General features: G+C 71.3%; 19 protein-coding genes. 14 read left to right on the top strand and 5 right to left on the bottom strand.

The features are described from left to right. The first annotated feature begins 8 nt into the window (after positions 1–8). The 10 genes from AC3WOE_RS28020 to AC3WOE_RS27975 all read left to right on the top strand — a co-directional run bounded on the left by AC3WOE_RS28020 (position 9) and on the right by AC3WOE_RS27975 (position 8,922). Entirely contained in the window at positions 9–758 is a 750-nt protein-coding gene (locus tag AC3WOE_RS28020; RefSeq protein WP_492695324.1) for a peptidylprolyl isomerase, read from the top strand. Further along, complete coding sequence (locus tag AC3WOE_RS28015; protein WP_492695322.1) at positions 758–1,453, top strand: carbonic anhydrase; 696 nt, start codon at positions 758–760, stop codon at positions 1,451–1,453. The genes AC3WOE_RS28020 and AC3WOE_RS28015 overlap by 1 nt, the downstream gene beginning before the upstream one ends. A gap of 45 nt (positions 1,454–1,498) precedes the next feature. After that, positions 1,499–1,792: a DUF2249 domain-containing protein gene (locus AC3WOE_RS28010; RefSeq protein WP_492695320.1), complete on the top strand. Its 294-nt coding sequence runs from the start codon at positions 1,499–1,501 to the stop codon at positions 1,790–1,792. Further along, positions 1,792–2,832: a ubiquinone anaerobic biosynthesis protein UbiU gene (gene ubiU, locus AC3WOE_RS28005; RefSeq protein WP_492695318.1), complete on the top strand. Its 1,041-nt coding sequence runs from the start codon at positions 1,792–1,794 to the stop codon at positions 2,830–2,832. The genes AC3WOE_RS28010 and ubiU overlap by 1 nt, the downstream gene beginning before the upstream one ends. A 144-nt stretch (positions 2,833–2,976) precedes the next feature. Then, positions 2,977–3,873, top strand: coding sequence for a U32 family peptidase (locus AC3WOE_RS28000; protein ID WP_492695316.1), 897 nt, complete (start codon positions 2,977–2,979; stop codon positions 3,871–3,873). Next, positions 3,870–4,286 carry a ubiquinone anaerobic biosynthesis accessory factor UbiT gene (gene ubiT / locus AC3WOE_RS27995; RefSeq protein ID WP_492695314.1) on the top strand — a complete coding sequence of 139 codons (417 nt, stop codon included), beginning with the start codon at positions 3,870–3,872 and terminating at the stop codon, positions 4,284–4,286. The genes AC3WOE_RS28000 and ubiT overlap by 4 nt, the downstream gene beginning before the upstream one ends. Continuing rightward, entirely contained in the window at positions 4,283–5,938 is a 1,656-nt protein-coding gene (gene ipdC, locus AC3WOE_RS27990) for an indolepyruvate/phenylpyruvate decarboxylase (RefSeq protein ID WP_492695312.1), read from the top strand. Before ubiT ends, ipdC begins: the two co-directional genes overlap by 4 nt. 115 nt (positions 5,939–6,053) lie before the next feature. Continuing rightward, positions 6,054–8,039 carry a ribonucleoside triphosphate reductase gene (locus tag AC3WOE_RS27985; protein WP_492695399.1) on the top strand — a complete coding sequence of 662 codons (1,986 nt, stop codon included), beginning with the start codon at positions 6,054–6,056 and terminating at the stop codon, positions 8,037–8,039. 11 nt (positions 8,040–8,050) lie between these two features. Then, positions 8,051–8,230 (top strand): anaerobic ribonucleoside-triphosphate reductase, encoded by a 180-nt coding sequence (gene nrdD / locus AC3WOE_RS27980; RefSeq protein ID WP_492695310.1) that lies wholly within the window; start codon positions 8,051–8,053, stop codon positions 8,228–8,230. Next, on the top strand, positions 8,227–8,922 hold the full coding sequence (locus AC3WOE_RS27975) for an anaerobic ribonucleoside-triphosphate reductase activating protein (RefSeq protein WP_492695308.1): 696 nt from the start codon (positions 8,227–8,229) through the stop codon (positions 8,920–8,922). Before nrdD ends, AC3WOE_RS27975 begins: the two co-directional genes overlap by 4 nt. Here AC3WOE_RS27975 and AC3WOE_RS27970 read toward each other — a convergent pair. Then, positions 8,894–9,277, bottom strand: coding sequence for a putative zinc-binding protein (locus AC3WOE_RS27970; protein ID WP_492695306.1), 384 nt, complete (start codon positions 9,275–9,277; stop codon positions 8,894–8,896). The two genes, AC3WOE_RS27975 and AC3WOE_RS27970, sit on opposite strands and share 29 nt — an antisense overlap. A gap of 6 nt (positions 9,278–9,283) precedes the next feature. Next, complete coding sequence (locus AC3WOE_RS27965; RefSeq protein ID WP_492695304.1) at positions 9,284–9,676, bottom strand: ribonucleotide reductase subunit alpha; 393 nt, start codon at positions 9,674–9,676, stop codon at positions 9,284–9,286. A 143-nt stretch (positions 9,677–9,819) separates the two neighbouring features. Here AC3WOE_RS27965 and moaA point away from each other — a divergent pair, with 143 nt between their 5' ends. The 4 genes from moaA to AC3WOE_RS27945 all read left to right on the top strand — a co-directional run bounded on the left by moaA (position 9,820) and on the right by AC3WOE_RS27945 (position 14,077). Further along, positions 9,820–10,878, top strand: a complete 1,059-nt coding sequence (gene moaA, locus AC3WOE_RS27960) for a GTP 3',8-cyclase MoaA (protein WP_492695303.1) — start codon at positions 9,820–9,822, stop codon at positions 10,876–10,878. 84 nt (positions 10,879–10,962) lie between these two features. After that, positions 10,963–12,174, top strand: a complete 1,212-nt coding sequence (locus AC3WOE_RS27955; protein ID WP_492695301.1) for an NAD(P)H-dependent flavin oxidoreductase — start codon at positions 10,963–10,965, stop codon at positions 12,172–12,174. A 38-nt stretch (positions 12,175–12,212) separates the two neighbouring features. Then, positions 12,213–13,397 (top strand): NnrS family protein, encoded by a 1,185-nt coding sequence (locus AC3WOE_RS27950; protein ID WP_492695299.1) that lies wholly within the window; start codon positions 12,213–12,215, stop codon positions 13,395–13,397. A gap of 2 nt (positions 13,398–13,399) precedes the next feature. Further along, a complete protein-coding gene (locus tag AC3WOE_RS27945) occupies positions 13,400–14,077 on the top strand; it encodes a Crp/Fnr family transcriptional regulator (RefSeq protein ID WP_492695297.1) in 678 nt (225 codons plus the stop codon). On the opposite strand, the gene AC3WOE_RS27940 is transcribed toward AC3WOE_RS27945, so the two are convergent. From AC3WOE_RS27940 to AC3WOE_RS27930, 3 genes are all read right to left on the bottom strand, one after another. After that, on the bottom strand, positions 14,074–14,976 hold the full coding sequence (locus AC3WOE_RS27940; RefSeq protein WP_492695296.1) for a hypothetical protein: 903 nt from the start codon (positions 14,974–14,976) through the stop codon (positions 14,074–14,076). The two genes, AC3WOE_RS27945 and AC3WOE_RS27940, sit on opposite strands and share 4 nt — an antisense overlap. Before the next feature lie 123 nt (positions 14,977–15,099). Further along, entirely contained in the window at positions 15,100–15,744 is a 645-nt protein-coding gene (maiA, locus tag AC3WOE_RS27935; protein WP_492695294.1) for a maleylacetoacetate isomerase, read from the bottom strand. A 6-nt stretch (positions 15,745–15,750) separates the two neighbouring features. Beyond that, entirely contained in the window at positions 15,751–17,139 is a 1,389-nt protein-coding gene (locus AC3WOE_RS27930; protein ID WP_492695292.1) for an MFS transporter, read from the bottom strand. Between the last annotated feature and the right edge of the window lie 21 nt (positions 17,140–17,160).

Here is a 17,160-nt window from a genome sequence, read left to right as displayed (position 1 = left end):
GGTCTGCCATGGCTCACGTCAACGACATCGAGATCGCTACCGCCACCGAGGCCCTGGACGCCGAAGCGCTGCGCCAGCGCGCCTGCACCGAACTGCTGCGCCAGCGCGCCATCGAGCTGGGCCTGCTGGCCGATGACGACCCGACGCCACGCGAGGGGGCCGTCAGCGAAGCGGCCAGCGCCGCCATCGAGGCCTTGATCGCCCGGGAGCTGGCCGGCCCCGATCCCGACGAGGCAGCCTGCCGCCGCCACTACGCCGCCAACGCACGCCACTACGCCGAGGGCGAACGCCTGCAACTGCGCCATGTGCTGTTCGCCGTCACGCCCGGCGTGGACGTGGGCCTGCTGCGCCAGCGCGCCGAGGGCCATCTGATCCGTCTGCGCGCCAGCGACATGGCGGCCTTCAACCAGGCCGCCAAGGAGCTGTCCAACTGCCCCAGCGGCGTCGACGGCGGGCGCCTGGGCTGGCTGACGGCGGCCGACTGCGCACCCGAGTTCGCCCGCGAGCTGTTCGGCCGCAGCGAGATCGGCGTGCTGCCGACGCTGGTGCACAGCCGCTTCGGCCTGCACATCGTCGCCGTCGACGCCCGCGAGCCGGGTCGCCTGCCGGCCTTCGAGCAGGTGCGCGAGGCCGTGGCCCAGCGCATGCGCCAGCTGCACCAGATCAGCGCGCTGCGGCAATACCTTCAGACGCTGGCGGCCGATGCCCGCCTGCAGGGCGTGGAACTGCAGCAGGCGAGTTCACCGCTGGTGCAGTGATGCCCGACGAGCTGCTCGAACGGCTGCGCCGCTTCCAGACGGACGCCTTTCCGCAGCAGCGTTCGCTGTTCCGGCATCTCGTCGACGAGGGCCAGCATCCGCTGACGCTCTTCATCGGCTGCTCGGACTCGCGCCTCGTTCCCTACCTGCTGACGGGCGCCGGCCCGGGAGAGCTCTTCCTGGTGCGCAATGTCGGCGCCTTTGTGCCGCCGTACGACCAGAGCCAGGGGTTTCACGGCACCGCCGCGGCCATCGAGTACGCGGTGCTGAATCTGCAGGTGCAACGCATCATCGTCTGCGGCCACAGCCACTGCGGCGCCATCCGCGCCCTCTACGGCGAAGTCGCACCGGCGGCCCAGAACCTCGCCCGCTGGCTGGACCTCGGCCGCGAGGCCGCGCTGCCAGTCGCCGAGCCCGGCCCCGAGGTGATGCGCCGCACCGAGCAGCGCGCCATCGTGCTGCAGCTCGAGCGCCTGATGGCCTATCCCATGGTGCGCGAGCAGGTCGAGGCGAGGGCGCTGACCCTGCATGGTTGGCACTACGTCATCGAGGACGGCGAGGTGCATGTCTTCGACGTCGCCGTTGGCGCCTTCGTGCCCGCCTCGCGCGCCGACAACGCCGGCACCGGCCCCTACCGCCTTGGCGACGAGGACAGCGGCTTCGATCCCAGCGGCATTCCCTTCGCCCGCTCTTGACTCAGTTCAAGGCGCCGCGACCCTGACCCACCTAGTCTGCGAACCATGAATACGCCCACCTACGACATCCGCCCCCTGGCCCCCTTCGAACGCCACCAGCTCGCCTTCCAATGCTTCGACGCGCTGGCGCCGGGCGAGGCCTTCGAACTGCTCAACGACCATGAGCCCCGCGGCCTGCTGATGCAGTTCGGCGTCCGCCACCCGCTGGCCTTCAGCTGGCGCATCGTGCAGGCCGAACCCGGCGCCTGGCTCATCCGCATCGGCCGTGTCGTCGATGCCTCCGAAGCCACTGTTCCCGCCGGCGCGGGCGGCTGCGGTTGTGGCTGCAGCCAAGGCTGATGTCGGTCGAATCCTGCCCGCCGCCGCGCAAGCCCCAGCTGGTCTGCCCGGCCGGCTCGCTGCGCGCGCTGCAGCTGGCCCTGGACGCTGGCGCCGATGCCGTCTACCTGGGTCTCAAGGACGCGACCAATGCGCGCAACTTCGCCGGACTGAACTTCGACGCCGCTCAGGTGCGCGAGGGCGTGCAGCTGGCCCACCGCCGCGGCCGCCAGGTGCTGATGGCCCTGAACACCTTCGCCGACGCGCGTGACAGCCAGCCCTGGCAGCGCGCCGTCGACCATGCGGCGGAGCTGGGCGCCGACGCCCTCATCGTGGCCGACAGCGCCGTGCTGGCCGACGCCAGCCGCCGCCATCCGCAGCTGCGCCTGCACCTGTCCGTGCAGGCCTCGGCCACCAACCACGAGGCCATCGAGTTCTACCGCCAGCGCTACGGCATCGCGCGCGCCGTGCTGCCGCGCGTGCTGACCCTGCAGCAGGTGCAGCAGCTGCTCAAGCACTGCAAGGTGCCGGTCGAGGTCTTCGGCTTCGGCAGCCTGTGCGTGATGGTGGAAGGGCGTTGCGCCCTGTCCAGCTACGCCACCGGCCAGTCGCCCAACACGGCCGGTGTCTGCTCGCCGCCTGGCGCCGTGCGCTGGGACGAGGCGGCCGACGGCGTGCGCGCCCGCCTGGGCGGCGTGCTGATCGACCACTACCGGCCCGGCGAGCCGCGCGGCTACCCGACGCTGTGCAAGGGGCGCTTCGAGGTGGGCGAACTGGCGAGCGACTACGCGCTGGAAGAGCCCACCAGCCTCAACACCCTGACCCTGCTGCCGCAGCTGATCGCCTCCGGCGTGGACGCGATCAAGATCGAAGGGCGCCAGCGCAGCCCCGCCTATGTGGCCGAGGTCACCAAGGTCTGGCGCGCCGCCATCGACGCCGCCTGGGCCGCCCAGGAGGGCCGTGGCCGCTACAGCGTGCAGCCGTCCTGGGACGGCCAGCTGGCGCGCTGGGCCGAAGGCCAGCAGCACACATTGGGCGCCTACGACCGCCCCTGGAGATGAAGTGAACAGATTCCCCCGAAGCGCTGCGCGCCTCCCCCCAGGGGGCGCCGCCAGTGGCCCGGCAAAGCCGGTTCCACGGCGGCCGCTTGAGGGGGCGCCTCGGCTGACGCCGGGCGCCGCATGGAAATGGACGGAGCAGTTTTGATGATCGATCTTTCGATTGGTCCGGTGTTGTACTGGTGGCCGCGTGAGGCGCTGCTGAATTTCTATGCCGACCTCGCCGACGCGCCGGTGCGCAGCATTGTGCTGGGCGAGCTGGTCTGCTCGCGGCGCAACGAGATCAAGTTCGACGACTGGCTGGCCATCGCCCGCGAGCTGCGCGCCGCCGGCAAGGACGTGCGCCTGGCCACCATGGCCCTGGTCATGAGCGAGGCCGAGCTGCGCACGCTGCGCCGCGTCTGCGAGCAAGACGAGTTCCCCGTCGAGGCCGGTGACGCCGCCGCGCTGCAGGTGTTGTCGCGCGCTCGCCGCCGCCCCTTCACGCTGGGCCCCCATCTCAACATCTACAACGCCGCCGCCCTCGGCGAGCATGCCGCCCTGGGCGCCGACCGCTGGGTGGCGCCCGTCGAGCTGCCGCTGGATGCGGTGGCGCGCATCAACGCCATGCCGTCGGCCCTCGAGACCGAGGTCTGGGGTTTCGGCCGCCTGCCGCTGGCCTTTTCGGCGCGCTGCTTCACGGCCCGCCATCACCGGCTGCAGAAGGACGATTGCCAGTTCCGGTGCCGCGACGATGCCGATGGCCTGCTGCTGACGACGGGGGAGGGCGAGGACTTCCTCGCCCTCAACGGCATCCAGACCCAGAGCGCGGCGCTGCAATGCCTGATAGGCCACGGCGAGGCGCTGCAGGAGGCCGGCGTCAGCCTGCTGCGGCTGTCGCCCTGCGGCCAGCACTTCGGCCGCGTCATCGAGATCTTCGACGAGGTGTTCGCGCGCGGCGGCAATGCCGCATGGGCGATGGAGGAGTTGCGCGAGCTGCGCCTGCCCGGTCGCCTCGTCGACGGCTTTGCGCGCCGCCAGCCTGGCCTGGCGGAGGCAGCATGAGCCTGACCCTGCCCAGCCTGCCGTCGCCCTGGCGCGAGCGCATCGCCCGCCTGCCCAGCCGTCCGCCTTCCACCGCCCTGGCCCTGCTGCTCGACCGCCTGCTGCTGCCGCGCCTGGACGCGTCGCAGTGCCAGGCCCTGCAAGGCCAGACCGTCGAGATCGAGCTGCAGGAGCTCGGCGCCCGGGTGCGCCTGCGGCTGACCGAGCGCGGCTTTTGCGCCGCCGGTGAAGGCGGCACACCCCATCTGCGCCTGCGCGCCCGCGCCGATGCTCTGTGGCGGCTGCTGCGTGGCGAGGACGATGCCGACCGGCTCTTCTTCGACGGCGCCCTCGTCATGGAAGGCGACACCGAGTACGGGCTGATCCTGAAGAACACCCTGGACGCGATAGGTCCGCTGTGGAGCACGCCATGAACCCAACCGCAACCCTGGCCCAGCGCCTCGTCGACGCGCTGCTGGCGCGCGGCGCGCGCGAAATCTTCGGCATCCCCGGCGACTTCGCGCTGCCGCTGTTCCGCGAGATCGAGCGCGACGGCCGCCTGCCCATCCTGACCCTGGCCCACGAGCCCGGCGTCGGCTTCGCGGCCGATGCGACGGCGCGCGTGCGCGGCGGCCTCGGCGTCGCCGCCGTCACCTATGGCGCCGGCGCGCTCAACCTCGTCAACGCGGTGGCCGGTGCCTATGCCGAACGCGTGCCCCTGGTCGTGCTGTCCGGCGCGCCGGCCGCGCACGAGGCCGTCAGCGGCCTGCTGCTGCATCACCAGGTCAAGCAGCTCGATTCGCAATGGCGGCTCTACGAGGAGATCACCGTCGACCGCGCCCGCCTGGACGACCTGGAGCGTGCGCCCCAGGCCATCGCCCGCGTGCTGGACGCGGCCCTGGCCCGCTCGCGGCCGGTCTATCTCGAGATCCCGCGCGATCTGCCGGGCCGGCCCTGCGCCGAGGTGCCCGCGCCGGCGCCGCGACATTGGGACACCGAGCGCGTGGCGGCCTGCGCCGACGAGCTGCTGGCGCGGCTGCGTGCGGCGCGCGACCCGCTGCTCGTCGTCGGCGTCGAGGTCAGGCGCTACGGGCTGGAGGCGCGCGTGGCCGAGCTGGCGCGGCGACTGGGCCTGCCGGTGCTGACCAGCTTCATGGGCCGCGGCCTGCTGGCCGACGCCGACATTCCGCTGGCCGGCACCTATCTGGGCCTGGCCGGCGACCCCGAACTGAGCCGTCGCGTCGAGGGTTCGGACGCGCTGCTGCTGCTCGGCGTCATCGTGTCGGACACCAACTTCGCGGTGTCGGCCCAGCGCATCGACTTCCGCCACGCCCTGGTGGCCTATGACGACGAGGTCCGCGTTGGCCACCACGTCTATGCGGAGCTGCCGTTGGCCGCCCTGGTCGACGCGCTGCTCGAGCGCTGCCCGCTGCCGCGCACCGCCGTCGCGGCGCCGCCCGCACCGCCGTCCTACCCGCAGGGCCTGGTCGAGGACGCCGCTGCGGTCGAGCCCGCCGACATTGCCCGCGCCATCAACGACGTCTTCGCCCGCCACGGTGCGATGCCCATCGCCTGCGACGTCGGCGACTGCCTGTTCACGGCCATGGCGGTGCGTCCGACCGCGCTGCTCGCGCCGGGCTATTACGCCACCATGGGCTATGGCGTGCCGGCCGGCCTGGGCCTGCAGCGTGCCAGCGGCCAGCGGCCGCTGATCCTGGTCGGCGATGGTGCCTTCCAGATGACGGGCTGGGAGGTCGGCCACGCGGCCCGCCTCGGCCTGGATCCAATCGTCCTCGTCTTCAACAACGGCGGCTGGGAGATGCTGCGCAGCTTCATGCCCGAGGGCGGCTTCCACGACCTCGGCGGCTGGGACTTCGCCTCCATGGCCGCCGGCATGGGCGGCGACGGCTACACCGTGCAGACGCGGGCCGAACTGGGAGCGGCATTGCGCCAGGCCCTGGCCACGCGAGGCAGCTTCCAGCTCATCGACATCCGCCTCGCCCCCGGCGCGCGCTCGCCGACGCTGCAGCGCTTCGTGCAGGCGGTGCGGCGCCTGTCCATGCCCGAGGCCGTCGCCACTTCTTGACCTGGTTCAAGGACGAGGCCGACCCTGCTGGCCACACTGCCTGCCACTAGATGTAGCGCTTGTCTGCGCTGCGAACACCATAGGTAGTGGAATGAGTCTCTATCCCCAGCAGGTGATGAAGCGCGATGGCCGCCTGGAGGCCTTTGACGTGGGCAAGATCGCCCGGGCCCTGGCCAGCGCCGGCCGCGCCAGTGGCGAGTTCGGTGAGGACGAGGCGCACTGGCTGACCGAGAACGGCGTGCTGCCGGAGCTGATGGCGCGCACCCTGCCGGGCATCGAACAGATCCAGGACGCCGTCGAGTCCACGCTGTTTGGTGCCGGCTGGCGCCGCACGCTGCGGGCCTATACCGTCTACCGCGAGCAGCACCGCCGCCTGCGCGATGCGCGCCAGACCCTGGTCGACGTGCAGGCCACCATGGACGAGTACCTGCAGCAGCGCGACTGGCGCATCCAGGCCAATGCCAACCAGGGCTGGAGCCTCGGCGGGCTGATCCTCAATGTGTCGGGCAAGGTCGTCGCCAACTATTGGCTGGACCATGTCTATCCCCCCGAGGTCGGCCGCGCCCACCGCGAGGCCGACCTCCACATCCACGACCTCGACATGCTCAGCGGCTATTGCGCCGGCTGGAGCCTGCGCACCCTGCTGCACGAGGGCCTCAACGGCGTGCCGGGCAAGGTCGAGGCGGGGCCGCCCAAGCATCTCTCCAGCGCCGTCGGCCAGATCGTCAATTTCCTGGGCACGTTGCAGAACGAATGGGCCGGTGCCCAGGCCTTCTCAAGCTTCGACACCTATCTGGCACCCTATGTGCGCAAGGACGGGCTGAGCTACGAGCAGGTGCGCCAATGCATCCAGGAGCTGATTTACAACCTCAACGTGCCCTCGCGCTGGGGCACGCAGACGCCCTTCACCAACCTGACCTTCGACTGGACCTGTCCGGCCGACCTCGCCGAGCAGGTGCCCGTCATCGCAGGCGAGGAGCAGCCCTTCTGCTATGGCGAGCTGCAGGTCGAGATGGACCTCATCAACCGCGCCTACATCGACGTGATGACGGCCGGCGATGCCAAGGGTCGCGTCTTCACCTTCCCCATCCCGACCTACAACATCACCAAGGACTTCGACTGGGCCCATCCAAACACCGAGGCCCTGTTCGAGATGACGGCGCGCTACGGCCTGCCTTACTTCCAGAACTTCCTGAACTCCGACCTCGAGCCGCAGATGGTGCGTTCCATGTGTTGCCGCCTGCAGCTGGACCTGCGCGAGCTGCTCAAGCGCGGCAACGGGCTGTTCGGCTCGGCGGAGCAGACCGGCTCGGTGGGCGTCGTCACCGTCAACTGCGCGCGCCTCGGGCATCTGCATGCCGGTGACGAGGCTGCGCTGCTGGCGCGCCTGGACCGCCTGCTCGAACTGGGTCGCGACAGCCTGGAGATGAAGCGCAAGCTGATCCAGCGCCTCATCGACCAGGGCCTCTTCCCCTACACGCGCCGCTATCTGCGCACTCTGCGCAACCATTTCTCGACGCTGGGCGTGAACGGCATCAACGAGATGGTGCGCAACTTCACGCGCGGCCAGCACGACATCACCAGCGCCGAAGGCCACGCGCTGGCGGTGCGCCTGCTCGACCATGTGCGGGCCCGCATGGTGGAGTTCCAGGAGCAGACCGGCCATCTCTACAACCTGGAAGCGACGCCCGCCGAAGGCACGACCTACCGCTTCGCCAAGGAAGACCGCCGCCGCTGGCCCCACATCCTGCAGGCCGGCAGCGAGGCCAACCCCTACTACACCAACAGCTCGCAGCTGCCGGTCGGCTTCACCGACGACCCCTTCGAGGCGCTGGAGCGTCAGGAGGAACTGCAGCGCAAATACACCGGCGGCACGGTGCTGCACCTCTACATGAGCGAGCGCATCAGCTCGGCCGCCGCCTGCCGCGAACTGGTCAAGCGCGCGCTGTCCCATCACCGGCTGCCCTATGTGACGGTGACGCCGACGTTCTCGATCTGCCCCACCCACGGCTATCTGAGTGGCCACCACGAGTTCTGCCCCCAATGCGACGAAGAGCGGCTGGCCGCCAAGCGCCGTCAATCCGAACCCCAACCTGCCTGAAGGAGATCCCCATGAACGCTGTCATCGAACGCCAAGAACAGGACATCACGCTGCGCGAAGAGGAACGCCAGCGCTGCGAGGTCTGGACCCGGGTGATGGGTTATCACCGGCCCGTCGCGTCCTTCAACATCGGCAAGCAGGGAGAGTTCGCCGAGCGTGTTCACTTCGAGGAGGCAAGCGTCGCGTCGTGACCGCCGACGCCCTGGCTGTCGCCGGCCTGCAGCCCTTCAGCAGCGTCGACTTCCCCGGCCGCCTGGCGGCCGTCGTCTTTCTGCAGGGCTGCCCCTGGCGCTGCGGCTATTGCCACAACGCCGAGCTGCAGCCGCGCGGGCAGGGCAGCGGGCCGCGCTGGCCCGAGCTGCGCGACTGGCTGGCGCGTCGCCTGGGTCGGCTCGACGGGGTTGTCTTCAGCGGCGGTGAGCCCACGCTGGACCCGGCCTTGCCGGCCGCGCTGGATGAACTGCGGGCGATGGGCTATGCCCTGGGCCTGCACACCGCCGGCCTGGCCCCGCGCCGCCTGGGCACGCTGCTGCCGCGGCTCGACTGGGTGGGGCTGGACATCAAGGCGGCGCTCAGCGACGAATCCTTGCTCGACCGCATCACCGGCCGGGGCGGCAGCCCGCGCGCGGTGCGCGACTCACTGGCCCTGCTGCAGGCCAGCGGCGTGGACTTCGAGTGCCGCAGCACCGTCCATCCGGATTGGTTCAGCAACGCCGACCTGCTGCGCCTGGTGCGCGAGCTGGCCGGCGTGCCCCGCCATGTGCTGCAGCTGGCACGCCTTCCCGACGCGAGCGGGGTTTTGCGTCCTCCGCTGGCCTGGCCTTCCGCGGCCCTGCTGGCCGAGGCGCGCGCTATCAGACCCGGGCTGCAGCTGCGGGGCTGAGCAGGTCGCGGCAATGCGCCAGCAACGCCTCGGCCTGGGCCGGATCGAAGTCGCCATGCTGGACCTTGCGCACGCCCTGCTCATGCAGGCGCAGCTCGGTGCTCGCCGTCACGCCGACACGGGCCAGGCAGGCCCGCACGCAGGCCAGCGGGCAACCGTCGATGGCGAGGATGGGCCGGCCGCTGACGGCGGCGCGCTGGGCGGTGCGCACCAGCGCCTTGACGCCGCCGCCCACGCCGGCGATGCAGGACATCTCCGCGTCGCCGGCACGGTCCAGGCGCACGGCCAGGTGATTGGCCAGCTGGGCCGCGCTGGAGCAGCCCGAGCAGGCGTAGACCAGGGGCAGCTCCTGCACGGCGTCTCAGCCGATCAGCACCGCTTCACCGTCGGGGTTGAAGGGCAGCAGGCCGCCGAACTCGCCGCTCTCGACGCGCTTGACCAGCAGCTCCAGCATGCGCTTGATCTCGCTGGCGGTCGTGCGGCCGGCCAGGGCGGCGGTGAACATCAGCTGCCAGGCTGGCCCGGCCTGGCGCGCCTCGGCAGCCAGGCTCTGGAAGTCCTTCAGGTCGGCAGGGTCCTTGTCCACGCACATCAGCGGCCGCAGCACGCCGCCTTCACCGGCGGCATGGGCGGCACGCTGCTCCGGCGTCGCGTCGGCGTCGCACTCGGCGGTGGTGAAGACCATCAGCAGATGCTGGGGTTCGCGTTGCCTGCGGGCCATCACCAGCAGATCGTCAAAGTGTTCGATGTTCATGAGCCCCAGTCTGAGCCGCCCGCGCCGCCGTCGGCGCATCCGACGGAGGAGGGCGGTATCGGCCGAAAGGACTAGGTGGCCCGCTGCCGCCTCCTGCCATGGCCGGATGGGCCGTGGCGCGGCGGCCCTCAAGAATCCACCGCATGGAAGACAACGTGCACTGGACGGGCGCCGACGGCGCGCTGCGCGACCGCCGCCAGCGCCCGTGGCGCGACCTGCGCATCTCGCTGACCGACCGCTGCAACTTCCGCTGCGGCTATTGCATGCCGCGCAGCAAGTTCGGCCCGGGCCACCGTTTCCTGCCGCAGTCGCGGCTGCTGAACTTCGAGGAGATCGCCCAGGTGGCGCGCCAGGCCCTGGCCCTGGGCGTGCGTACGCTGCGCCTGACGGGCGGCGAGCCGCTGCTGCGCCGCGACCTGCATCAGCTCATCGGCCAGCTCGCCGCCTTGCGCACGCTGGACGGCACGCCGCCCGATCTGGCGCTGACGACCAATGGCAGCCTGCTGGCAGCCCAAGCCCAGGCCCTGCGCGACGCCGGCCTGAACCGCCTCACCGTCAGCCTCGACGCGCTGGACGACGCCGTCTTCCAGCGCATGAACGAGGTGGGATTTCCCGTCGCCGAAGTGCTGCGCGGGCTGGAGGCGGCGCAGCTCGCCGGCTTCAAGTCCATCAAGGTCAACATGGTGGTGCGGCGCGACGTCAATGACGCCGAGGCATTGCCGCTGGCCGAATATTTCCGCGGCAGTGGCATGACGCTGCGCTTCATCGAGTTCATGGACGCCGGCCGCCACAACGGCTGGAAGCTCGGCGAGGTGCTGCCCAGTGCCGAGCTGCGCGCCCGCATCGCCGAGCGCTGGCCGCTGCAGGCGCTGCCGCCGACGCGCGGTGGCGAGACGGCCGAGCGCTGGCGCTATGCCGACGGCGCCGGCGAGATCGGCTTCATCAGCAGCGTCAGCAAGGCCTTCTGCGGCGATTGCACGCGTGCCCGGCTGACGGCCGAAGGCCAGCTCTACACCTGCCTGTTCGCGTCCCGCGGCGAGGACCTGCGGCCGCTGCTGCGCGACCCGCATGGCAGCGAGGCCCGGCTGCGCGAGCGCCTGGCCGCCATCTGGGCCGCGCGCAGCGATGCCTATTCCGAGCAGCGCGAACGCCTGAGCGTGATCCGCATCGAGCGGGCCGACATGCATGTGCTGGGCGGCTGAATCGCCGCACCTTGCCCTGCATCAAAGCGGCGTCGCCGCGTTGACGCCAGCATCGACACCTTCGCCTTCAACCCCAACGCCGTCATGACCTCTTCTTCGCTGATCGAACGCATGGCGGCCGCCGGCCTGCGCCCCCTGCAGCTGGCAGGCCGCCAGCTGCTGCCCATCGTCCAGGGCGGCATGGGCGTGGGCATCTCGGCCCATCGCCTGGCCGGCAATGTCGCCGCCTTGTGCGCCTGGGGCACCATCGCCTCGGTGGACTTGCGCCGCCACCATGCCGACCTGATGGCGCGCAGCGAGGGCCTGCGCGATGGCGACGAGAAGAAAGCCGTCATCCAGCAGGCCAACCAGGAGGCGCTGTCGCGCGAGATACGCAAGGCTCGCGAGATCGCCGGCGGGCGCGGACTGGTGGCCGTGAACGTGATGCGTGCGGTCACCGACTACGCGGCCTCGGTGCGCACGGCGCTGGAAGAGGGCGCCGACGCCCTTGTCGTCGGTGCCGGCCTGCCGCTGGACCTGCCCGACCTGGCTCAGGACCATCCCGACACGGCCCTGGTGCCCATCCTCAGCGATGCCCGCGGCGTGGCCCTGCTGTGGCGCAAATGGGAGCGCCGCCAGCGCCTGCCCAGCGCCATCGTCATCGAGCACCCGGCCCATGCCGCGGGCCACCTCGGCGCGGCCCGCGTGGCCGACCTGGGCGATGCGCGCTTCGAATTCGAGACCGTGCTGCCGGCAGTGCGCCAGCATCTGCGCGATGCCGGCGTCGAAGGCCAGGTGCCGCTGATCGCCGCCGGTGGCGTGCGTCGCTGCGAGGACATCCAGCGCCTGCAGTCTCTTGGCGCTGACGCGGCCCAGCTCGGCACCGCCTTCGTCGCGACCGAGGAATGCGACGCCCATCCCAACTTCAAGCAGGTGCTGGCCGAGGCGCGCGACGAGGACCTGATCGAGTTCACCAGCGTCGCCGGCCTGCCGGCCCGCGCCGTGCTGACACCGTGGCTGAAGAAATACCTGAAGGCCGAGGAGCGGCTACAGGCCGTCGCCCAGCTCAAGCAGCGCTGCACCATGGCCTTCGACTGCCTGGCCCAGTGCGGTCTGCGCGACGGGCTCAAGGGCTGGGGCCAATTCTGCATCGACCAGCGCCTGGCCGCGGCTCTGCGCGGCGAGATGAGCAAGGGACTGTTCTTCCGCGGCCGCGGCGAGCTGCCCTTCGGGGTGCAGATCGCCAGCGTCAGCCAGTTGCTGGAGCGACTGCTGACGCCGGGCGTACCCCTGGGCACACCCGCCACGCCGGCATGACGACAGGGGCTGCGGGGCCCTGGCGGCCGGGGCGGCTGTTGAGCGCGCCGCATCGCCTCGGCTTTGCCATCGGCGCCGCGGCGATGAGCCTGTTCGCGCTGTGGTGGCTGCTGGTGCTGCTGGCTCCCCGTCTCGGTGTCACGCCTGCCTGGGCGGTGCCGCCGACGCTGGCCCACGGCCTGCTGTTCACGCTGGGCTTCATGCCCGCCTTCATGAGCGGTTTCCTGTTCACGGCCGGCCCGCGCTGGCTGGGCCAGCCCGGCGTCGACGCGCGCACGTTGCTGACCGCCTTGTTGCAGCTGGCCGGCGGCTGGCTGCTGGCCCTGGTCGGCATGCATGCCAACCTGTGGCTGGCCGCCTTCGGCGTGGCCACCGCCGCCTGCGGCTGGCTGCGCCTGAGCCTGCGCTTCGCCGCCCTGCTGCGTGCCAGTCGCGTGCCGGACCGCCTGCATGCGCGCTGGGTGCTGGCGGCCTGTGGCGTCGGTGTCGCCGCGATGCTGCTGGCCTGTCTGGCCCTGCTGCAAGGCGACGCGACGCTGCTGCGTGCGGCCGTCCACCTCGGTCTGTGGGGCTTCATCGCGCCGGTCTATGCCGTCGTGTCCCATCGCATGATTCCCTTCTTCAGTGCGGCGGCCCTGCCGCAATTGGACGCCTGGCGGCCGAATGCACTGCTGCTGCCCGTGCTGGGTGGCCTGCTGCTCGGCGGCGTGGCCGAGATGGGCTGGCTGCCGCCGGTGCTGCTCGCGCCGCCGCTGGCCATCGCCGCGCTCGCGCTGCTTGCGCTGGCGCTGCGCTGGGGCCTGGTCCAGAGCCTGAAGGGGGAATCCCGGCGTCTGCTGGCCATGCTGCATGGCGGCTTTGTCTGGCTGGGGTTGGCGCTGGGCCTGCAGGCCGCCTCGCAGGCGCTGCTGGCGATGGGGCATGGCAGCCTGGGTGCGGCGCCGCTGCATGCGTTGACGCTGGGCTGGCTGGGCTGCACGCTGATCGCGATGGTGACGCGCGTGGCGGCTGGGCACAGCGGTCGGCCGCTGGCCATCGACCGCCTGGGCTGGGCGGTCTACCGGCTGCTGCAGCTCGGCGTGCTGTTGCGCGTGGCGGCGGCCCTGGGCCTGGCGTTCGGATTGCTGCCGGCCGCTGCCATCTGGGCGGCCGTGACGGCCGCCTGGGGCTGGCGCCACGGCGACTGGCTGGGACGTCCGCGCGTCGACGGCCGGCCCGGCTGAACATGGAAGCCGTGCCCATCGAACGCTGGCTGCAGCGCCTGCCCATCTTCAGCGAGATCGATGCGGCCTCGCTGCAGCGGCTGGCCGCCGCCGCGCGGCTGCGCCCGCTGGAGCGCGGCGCCTTCGCGCTGCGGGCGGGCGACGGCTGTGACGCCTTCTTCGTCAACCTCGGTGAGCCGGTCAAGCTCTTCGTGCTCGCGCCCAACGGCAACGAGAAGGTCATCGAGCTGGTCTCGGCGGGCCAGAGCTTTGCCGAGGCGCTGATGTTCCTTGGCCGGCCCAGCCCCGTGAACGCCCAGGCCCTGGGCGACACCCGACTGCTGGTGCTGCCGCGTGACGCCATGCTCGAGGCCATGGCGGCCGATCAGCGCCTGGCCCTGCGCATGCTGGCCGGCCTGAGCCGGCGCCTGCACGGCCTGGTCGGCGACGTGCAGGCCTACGCGCTGCAGTCCGGCGTGCAGCGCGTCATCGGCTATCTGCTGCGCGATGCCGGCGACGACGGCGCCAGCACGGTGGTCCTGCCGGTCAGCAAGGCGACGCTGGCCTCGCGGCTGTCACTGACGCCCGAGTACTTCTCGCGCGTGCTGCGCGAGCTGGAGGAGGGCGGCCTCATCACGGTCGAGGGCCGGCGCATCCATATCGACGACGTCAAGCGGCTCGCGGCCTATCCGCGGCCCTAGGTGTTGAACAGCAGGGCCTGATCGCGCGGCTGCTCGATGCGCAGCGGCGCGCTGGCGTCCGGCGCCGCGGCCAGCCCGGTGGCGGCGAGGCGCTCGCGCCAGGATTCCGCGCCCAGCTGAGAGTTGGCGCGCAGCACGACGCTGAGACGCCATGGCCATTCCTCGCTTCCCGGGCCTTCGATGACGCGATCGATGCCGCGCTGCTCGCGCAGCCTGGCCAGCAGCTCGGCCGAGGGTTCGATGCGCCGCCACAACGCCAGCACGCCGAGCTGGGGTACCGGCGTGGGCGGCGGCTTCAGCACCAGGCCTTCGAGCTGTCCCCGGCGTCGCCAGGCGCTCAGGCTGGAAAGCACATGGTGCTCGCTGCAACCCAGCTGGCGGGCGCATTCGGCGAACGGCTTGGAGCAGACCTGCAGGCCCTGCTCCACGCAGGCGGCCAGGCGTGGGTCGTCGCAGCACAGCGTGGTGTCGAGCGCAGGCAGGCGCAGGCGTGCCAGCGGCGCCAGTGCCAGGCGTGAGAGTTGGCGGCGCAGCGAGCCCTCGTCCAGGGCTTCGACCTCGGCCCAGACCGTCGGCAGCCCGGCGCCGGCGTCGGCGCGTTCGATGCGGAAGCAGCCCGGCAGCGTGGCCAGCGCGGCGACGAAGCCGGCGGGGGCGTCAAAGGCGAGTCGCCAGCGCTCGCGCCGAAGCGTGGCCCCCCAGCGCACGCGGATGGGCTGCAAGGCGCCGCTGCGGTTCAGTTCGCGGCAGGTGCTCAGCAGTTCCCGCGGCGTCGCGCCGCTGCGCGCCGCCATCTGGCGGAAGGGCGAGGGGTGCAGCGGAAAGTCCTGCTGCCAGCCCTGGATCAGGGTCTGGCGCAGGCCGGCGCAGCAACTGGGCGGGGGCGCGGGAATCGGCATGGTGGCCCATGCTCGGCTGCCCCACGAGGCCCGGCCTTGATCTGGTTCAAATTGACCTGGGCCGGAGTTTGAGCGGCGTCAAGCTTGATGCGGTCGCGGCGGCCAGGTGCGCCCGCCCGCCGATCAGTCGGCGTCGGGCTGCAGCGCCGGCGCGGCGTCGCGGAAGGCGGACATCTGGGCACAGGTCGCGTCGACCTCGGCAATGCAGGGCCAGTGCTGCAGGTCGATCTTGAAACGCCGGGCGCTTTCGACCTGGGGCACCAGGTAGACGTCCGCCAGGGACGGTGCGCCGCCGAAGCAGAAGGCGCCCCGCTGCGAGTCGCGAGCGAGCATGGACTCGATGGCGTCGAAGCCCGCCGTGATCCAGGTTGCACACCAGCGGTTCACGGCCGCCTCGTCCGCACCTAAGTCATGGCGCAGCGCCTGCAGGATGCGCCGGTTGTTGACCGGGTGGATGTCGCAGCCCACGATGGCCGCGAGAGCCCGGACATGGGCGCGCGCCTTGGGATCGGCCGGCAGCAGCGGCGGCTCGGGGTGGCGCTCTTCCAGCCATTCGAGGATGGCCGGCGACTGGATCAGCAGGCCGTCTGCCGTGCCGGTCTGCAGGGCCGGCACCAGGCCCTGGGGGTGGATGGCTCGGTAACCAGCAGCGAGGTGCTGTTCGCCCCGCAGGTCGACGGGCTCCAGCTCGTAGGTCAGTCCCTTGAGGCTGAGGGCGATGCGCAGCCGGTGCGAGGTGCCGCTGCGGAAGAAACTGTAGAGCTTCATGGTTGTTCAGGCAGTGCGGTGCAGGGACCTGGGGGTGGGCTGCGCGGCGCGCTTGGGTGCCGGTGCCGGTGCCTGTGCCGGTGCCTGTTGGGCCCGTGCCATCGGCACCAGCAGGGTCAGCAGGGTGCCCAGCAGGCCCAGGCCCGCGAGCACGTAGAAGATCGAGTCCAGCTGCAGGCCGGCGCCGATCAGCGTGCTGCCCAGCATCGGCCCGCCGATGCCGCCCAGCCGGCCGAAGCCGGCGCACCAGGCCACGCCGGCGGCGCGGACGTTGGTGCGGTAGTAGTTGGCGACGAAGCCGTAGATCAGCGTCTGCGTGCCGCTGGTGCCCAGGCCGACGACGGCGACGATGGCCAGCAGGGCGCCGAGCGGGAAACCCAGCGTCAGCAGCACCAGGGCCACGCCGCCCGTGGCGAAGCAGGCCGCCACGACGGGCTTGGGGCCGAAGCGGTCGGCCAGGCGCGAGGCGGCCAGCGCGCCGAACAGCGAACCGCCGTTGAGCACGGCCAGGAAGGACAGCGAGCCCTTGGCGTTGAAGCCGGCGCGCAGCATGACCTCCGGCAACCAGGTGTTCAGTGAATACACCAGCATCAGTCCGGTCGCGCTCATCAGGCCCAGCACCAGGGTCGGGAACAGGTAGTCGCGGCTCAGCAGGCCGGCGAAGCCGACCTGCTCGCCCGTGCCCGACGTGCCCACCAGCCGCGTCACGCTCGTGTCGGGCAGGGGGACGCCGGTCCGCACCGACAGCGCGCGGGCCTCGTCCATGCGGCCGCGCGACACCAGCCAGGCGATGGATTCCGGCATCTTGAACCAAGCCAGCGGCAACAGCGTGATGGCGGGCAGGGCGCCGATCCAGAACATGCCTCGCCAGCCGATCTGCTGCATCGCCATGATGGCGATCAGGGCCGCAAGCAGGCTGCCGAGGGGGATGCCGCCGTTGGTGATGGCGTTGATGGTGTTCTTCTTGCCGGGCGGCGCGTACTCCGCCACCAGGGCAGCCGTGGTGGCCAGCAGCGCGCCTATGCCCAGGCCGGTGGCGAAGCGCAGCCAGCCGAAGGCCGTCGTCGTCGTGACCATGGCGGTGGCGGCCATGCCGACGGAGAACCAGGCGTAGGACATCAGCATGACCTTGCGGCGCCCGAGCCAGTCGCCCACCAGTCCGGACAGCAGGGCACCGACCATCACGCCGAACAGTGCATAGCTGCCCAGCAGGCCGGCGGTCGCGGGTGTCACCTGGCCGAGGTGGGAGGGGTCGCGCAGCAGGGTGGACACCACCGCGCCATAGACGACGAGGTCGAAGCCGTCAAAGATGAGGCCGACCATGGCCAGGGTCACGATCCAGGTCAGCGTGTGCCTGCGCCTGGCCTCGGGCGTGGATGCGGGGATGGCGGTCATGTCTTGTCTCCGATGTGTTTT

The organism is Roseateles sp. FW305-36 (assembly GCF_058787015.1).
This window is presented reverse-complemented; position numbering and strand designations above follow the sequence as displayed.

What these genes read in the sequence shown, in the direction of transcription:
- AC3WOE_RS28020 (WP_492695324.1), top strand. Translation starts at nt 9, where the DNA reads ATGGCTCACGTCAACGACATCGAGATCGCTACCGCCACCGAGGCCCTG.
- AC3WOE_RS28015 (WP_492695322.1), top strand. Translation starts at nt 758, where the DNA reads ATGCCCGACGAGCTGCTCGAACGGCTGCGCCGCTTCCAGACGGACGCC.
- AC3WOE_RS28010 (WP_492695320.1), top strand. Translation starts at nt 1,499, where the DNA reads ATGAATACGCCCACCTACGACATCCGCCCCCTGGCCCCCTTCGAACGC.
- ubiU (WP_492695318.1), top strand. Translation starts at nt 1,792, where the DNA reads ATGTCGGTCGAATCCTGCCCGCCGCCGCGCAAGCCCCAGCTGGTCTGC.
- AC3WOE_RS28000 (WP_492695316.1), top strand. Translation starts at nt 2,977, where the DNA reads ATGATCGATCTTTCGATTGGTCCGGTGTTGTACTGGTGGCCGCGTGAG.
- ubiT (WP_492695314.1), top strand. Translation starts at nt 3,870, where the DNA reads ATGAGCCTGACCCTGCCCAGCCTGCCGTCGCCCTGGCGCGAGCGCATC.
- ipdC (WP_492695312.1), top strand. Translation starts at nt 4,283, where the DNA reads ATGAACCCAACCGCAACCCTGGCCCAGCGCCTCGTCGACGCGCTGCTG.
- AC3WOE_RS27985 (WP_492695399.1), top strand. Translation starts at nt 6,054, where the DNA reads ATGAAGCGCGATGGCCGCCTGGAGGCCTTTGACGTGGGCAAGATCGCC.
- nrdD (WP_492695310.1), top strand. Translation starts at nt 8,051, where the DNA reads ATGAACGCTGTCATCGAACGCCAAGAACAGGACATCACGCTGCGCGAA.
- AC3WOE_RS27965 (WP_492695304.1), bottom strand. Translation starts at nt 9,676, where the DNA reads ATGAACATCGAACACTTTGACGATCTGCTGGTGATGGCCCGCAGGCAA.
- moaA (WP_492695303.1), top strand. Translation starts at nt 9,820, where the DNA reads ATGGAAGACAACGTGCACTGGACGGGCGCCGACGGCGCGCTGCGCGAC.
- AC3WOE_RS27955 (WP_492695301.1), top strand. Translation starts at nt 10,963, where the DNA reads ATGACCTCTTCTTCGCTGATCGAACGCATGGCGGCCGCCGGCCTGCGC.
- AC3WOE_RS27945 (WP_492695297.1), top strand. Translation starts at nt 13,400, where the DNA reads ATGGAAGCCGTGCCCATCGAACGCTGGCTGCAGCGCCTGCCCATCTTC.
- AC3WOE_RS27940 (WP_492695296.1), bottom strand. Translation starts at nt 14,976, where the DNA reads ATGCCGATTCCCGCGCCCCCGCCCAGTTGCTGCGCCGGCCTGCGCCAG.
- maiA (WP_492695294.1), bottom strand. Translation starts at nt 15,744, where the DNA reads ATGAAGCTCTACAGTTTCTTCCGCAGCGGCACCTCGCACCGGCTGCGC.
- AC3WOE_RS27930 (WP_492695292.1), bottom strand. Translation starts at nt 17,139, where the DNA reads ATGACCGCCATCCCCGCATCCACGCCCGAGGCCAGGCGCAGGCACACG.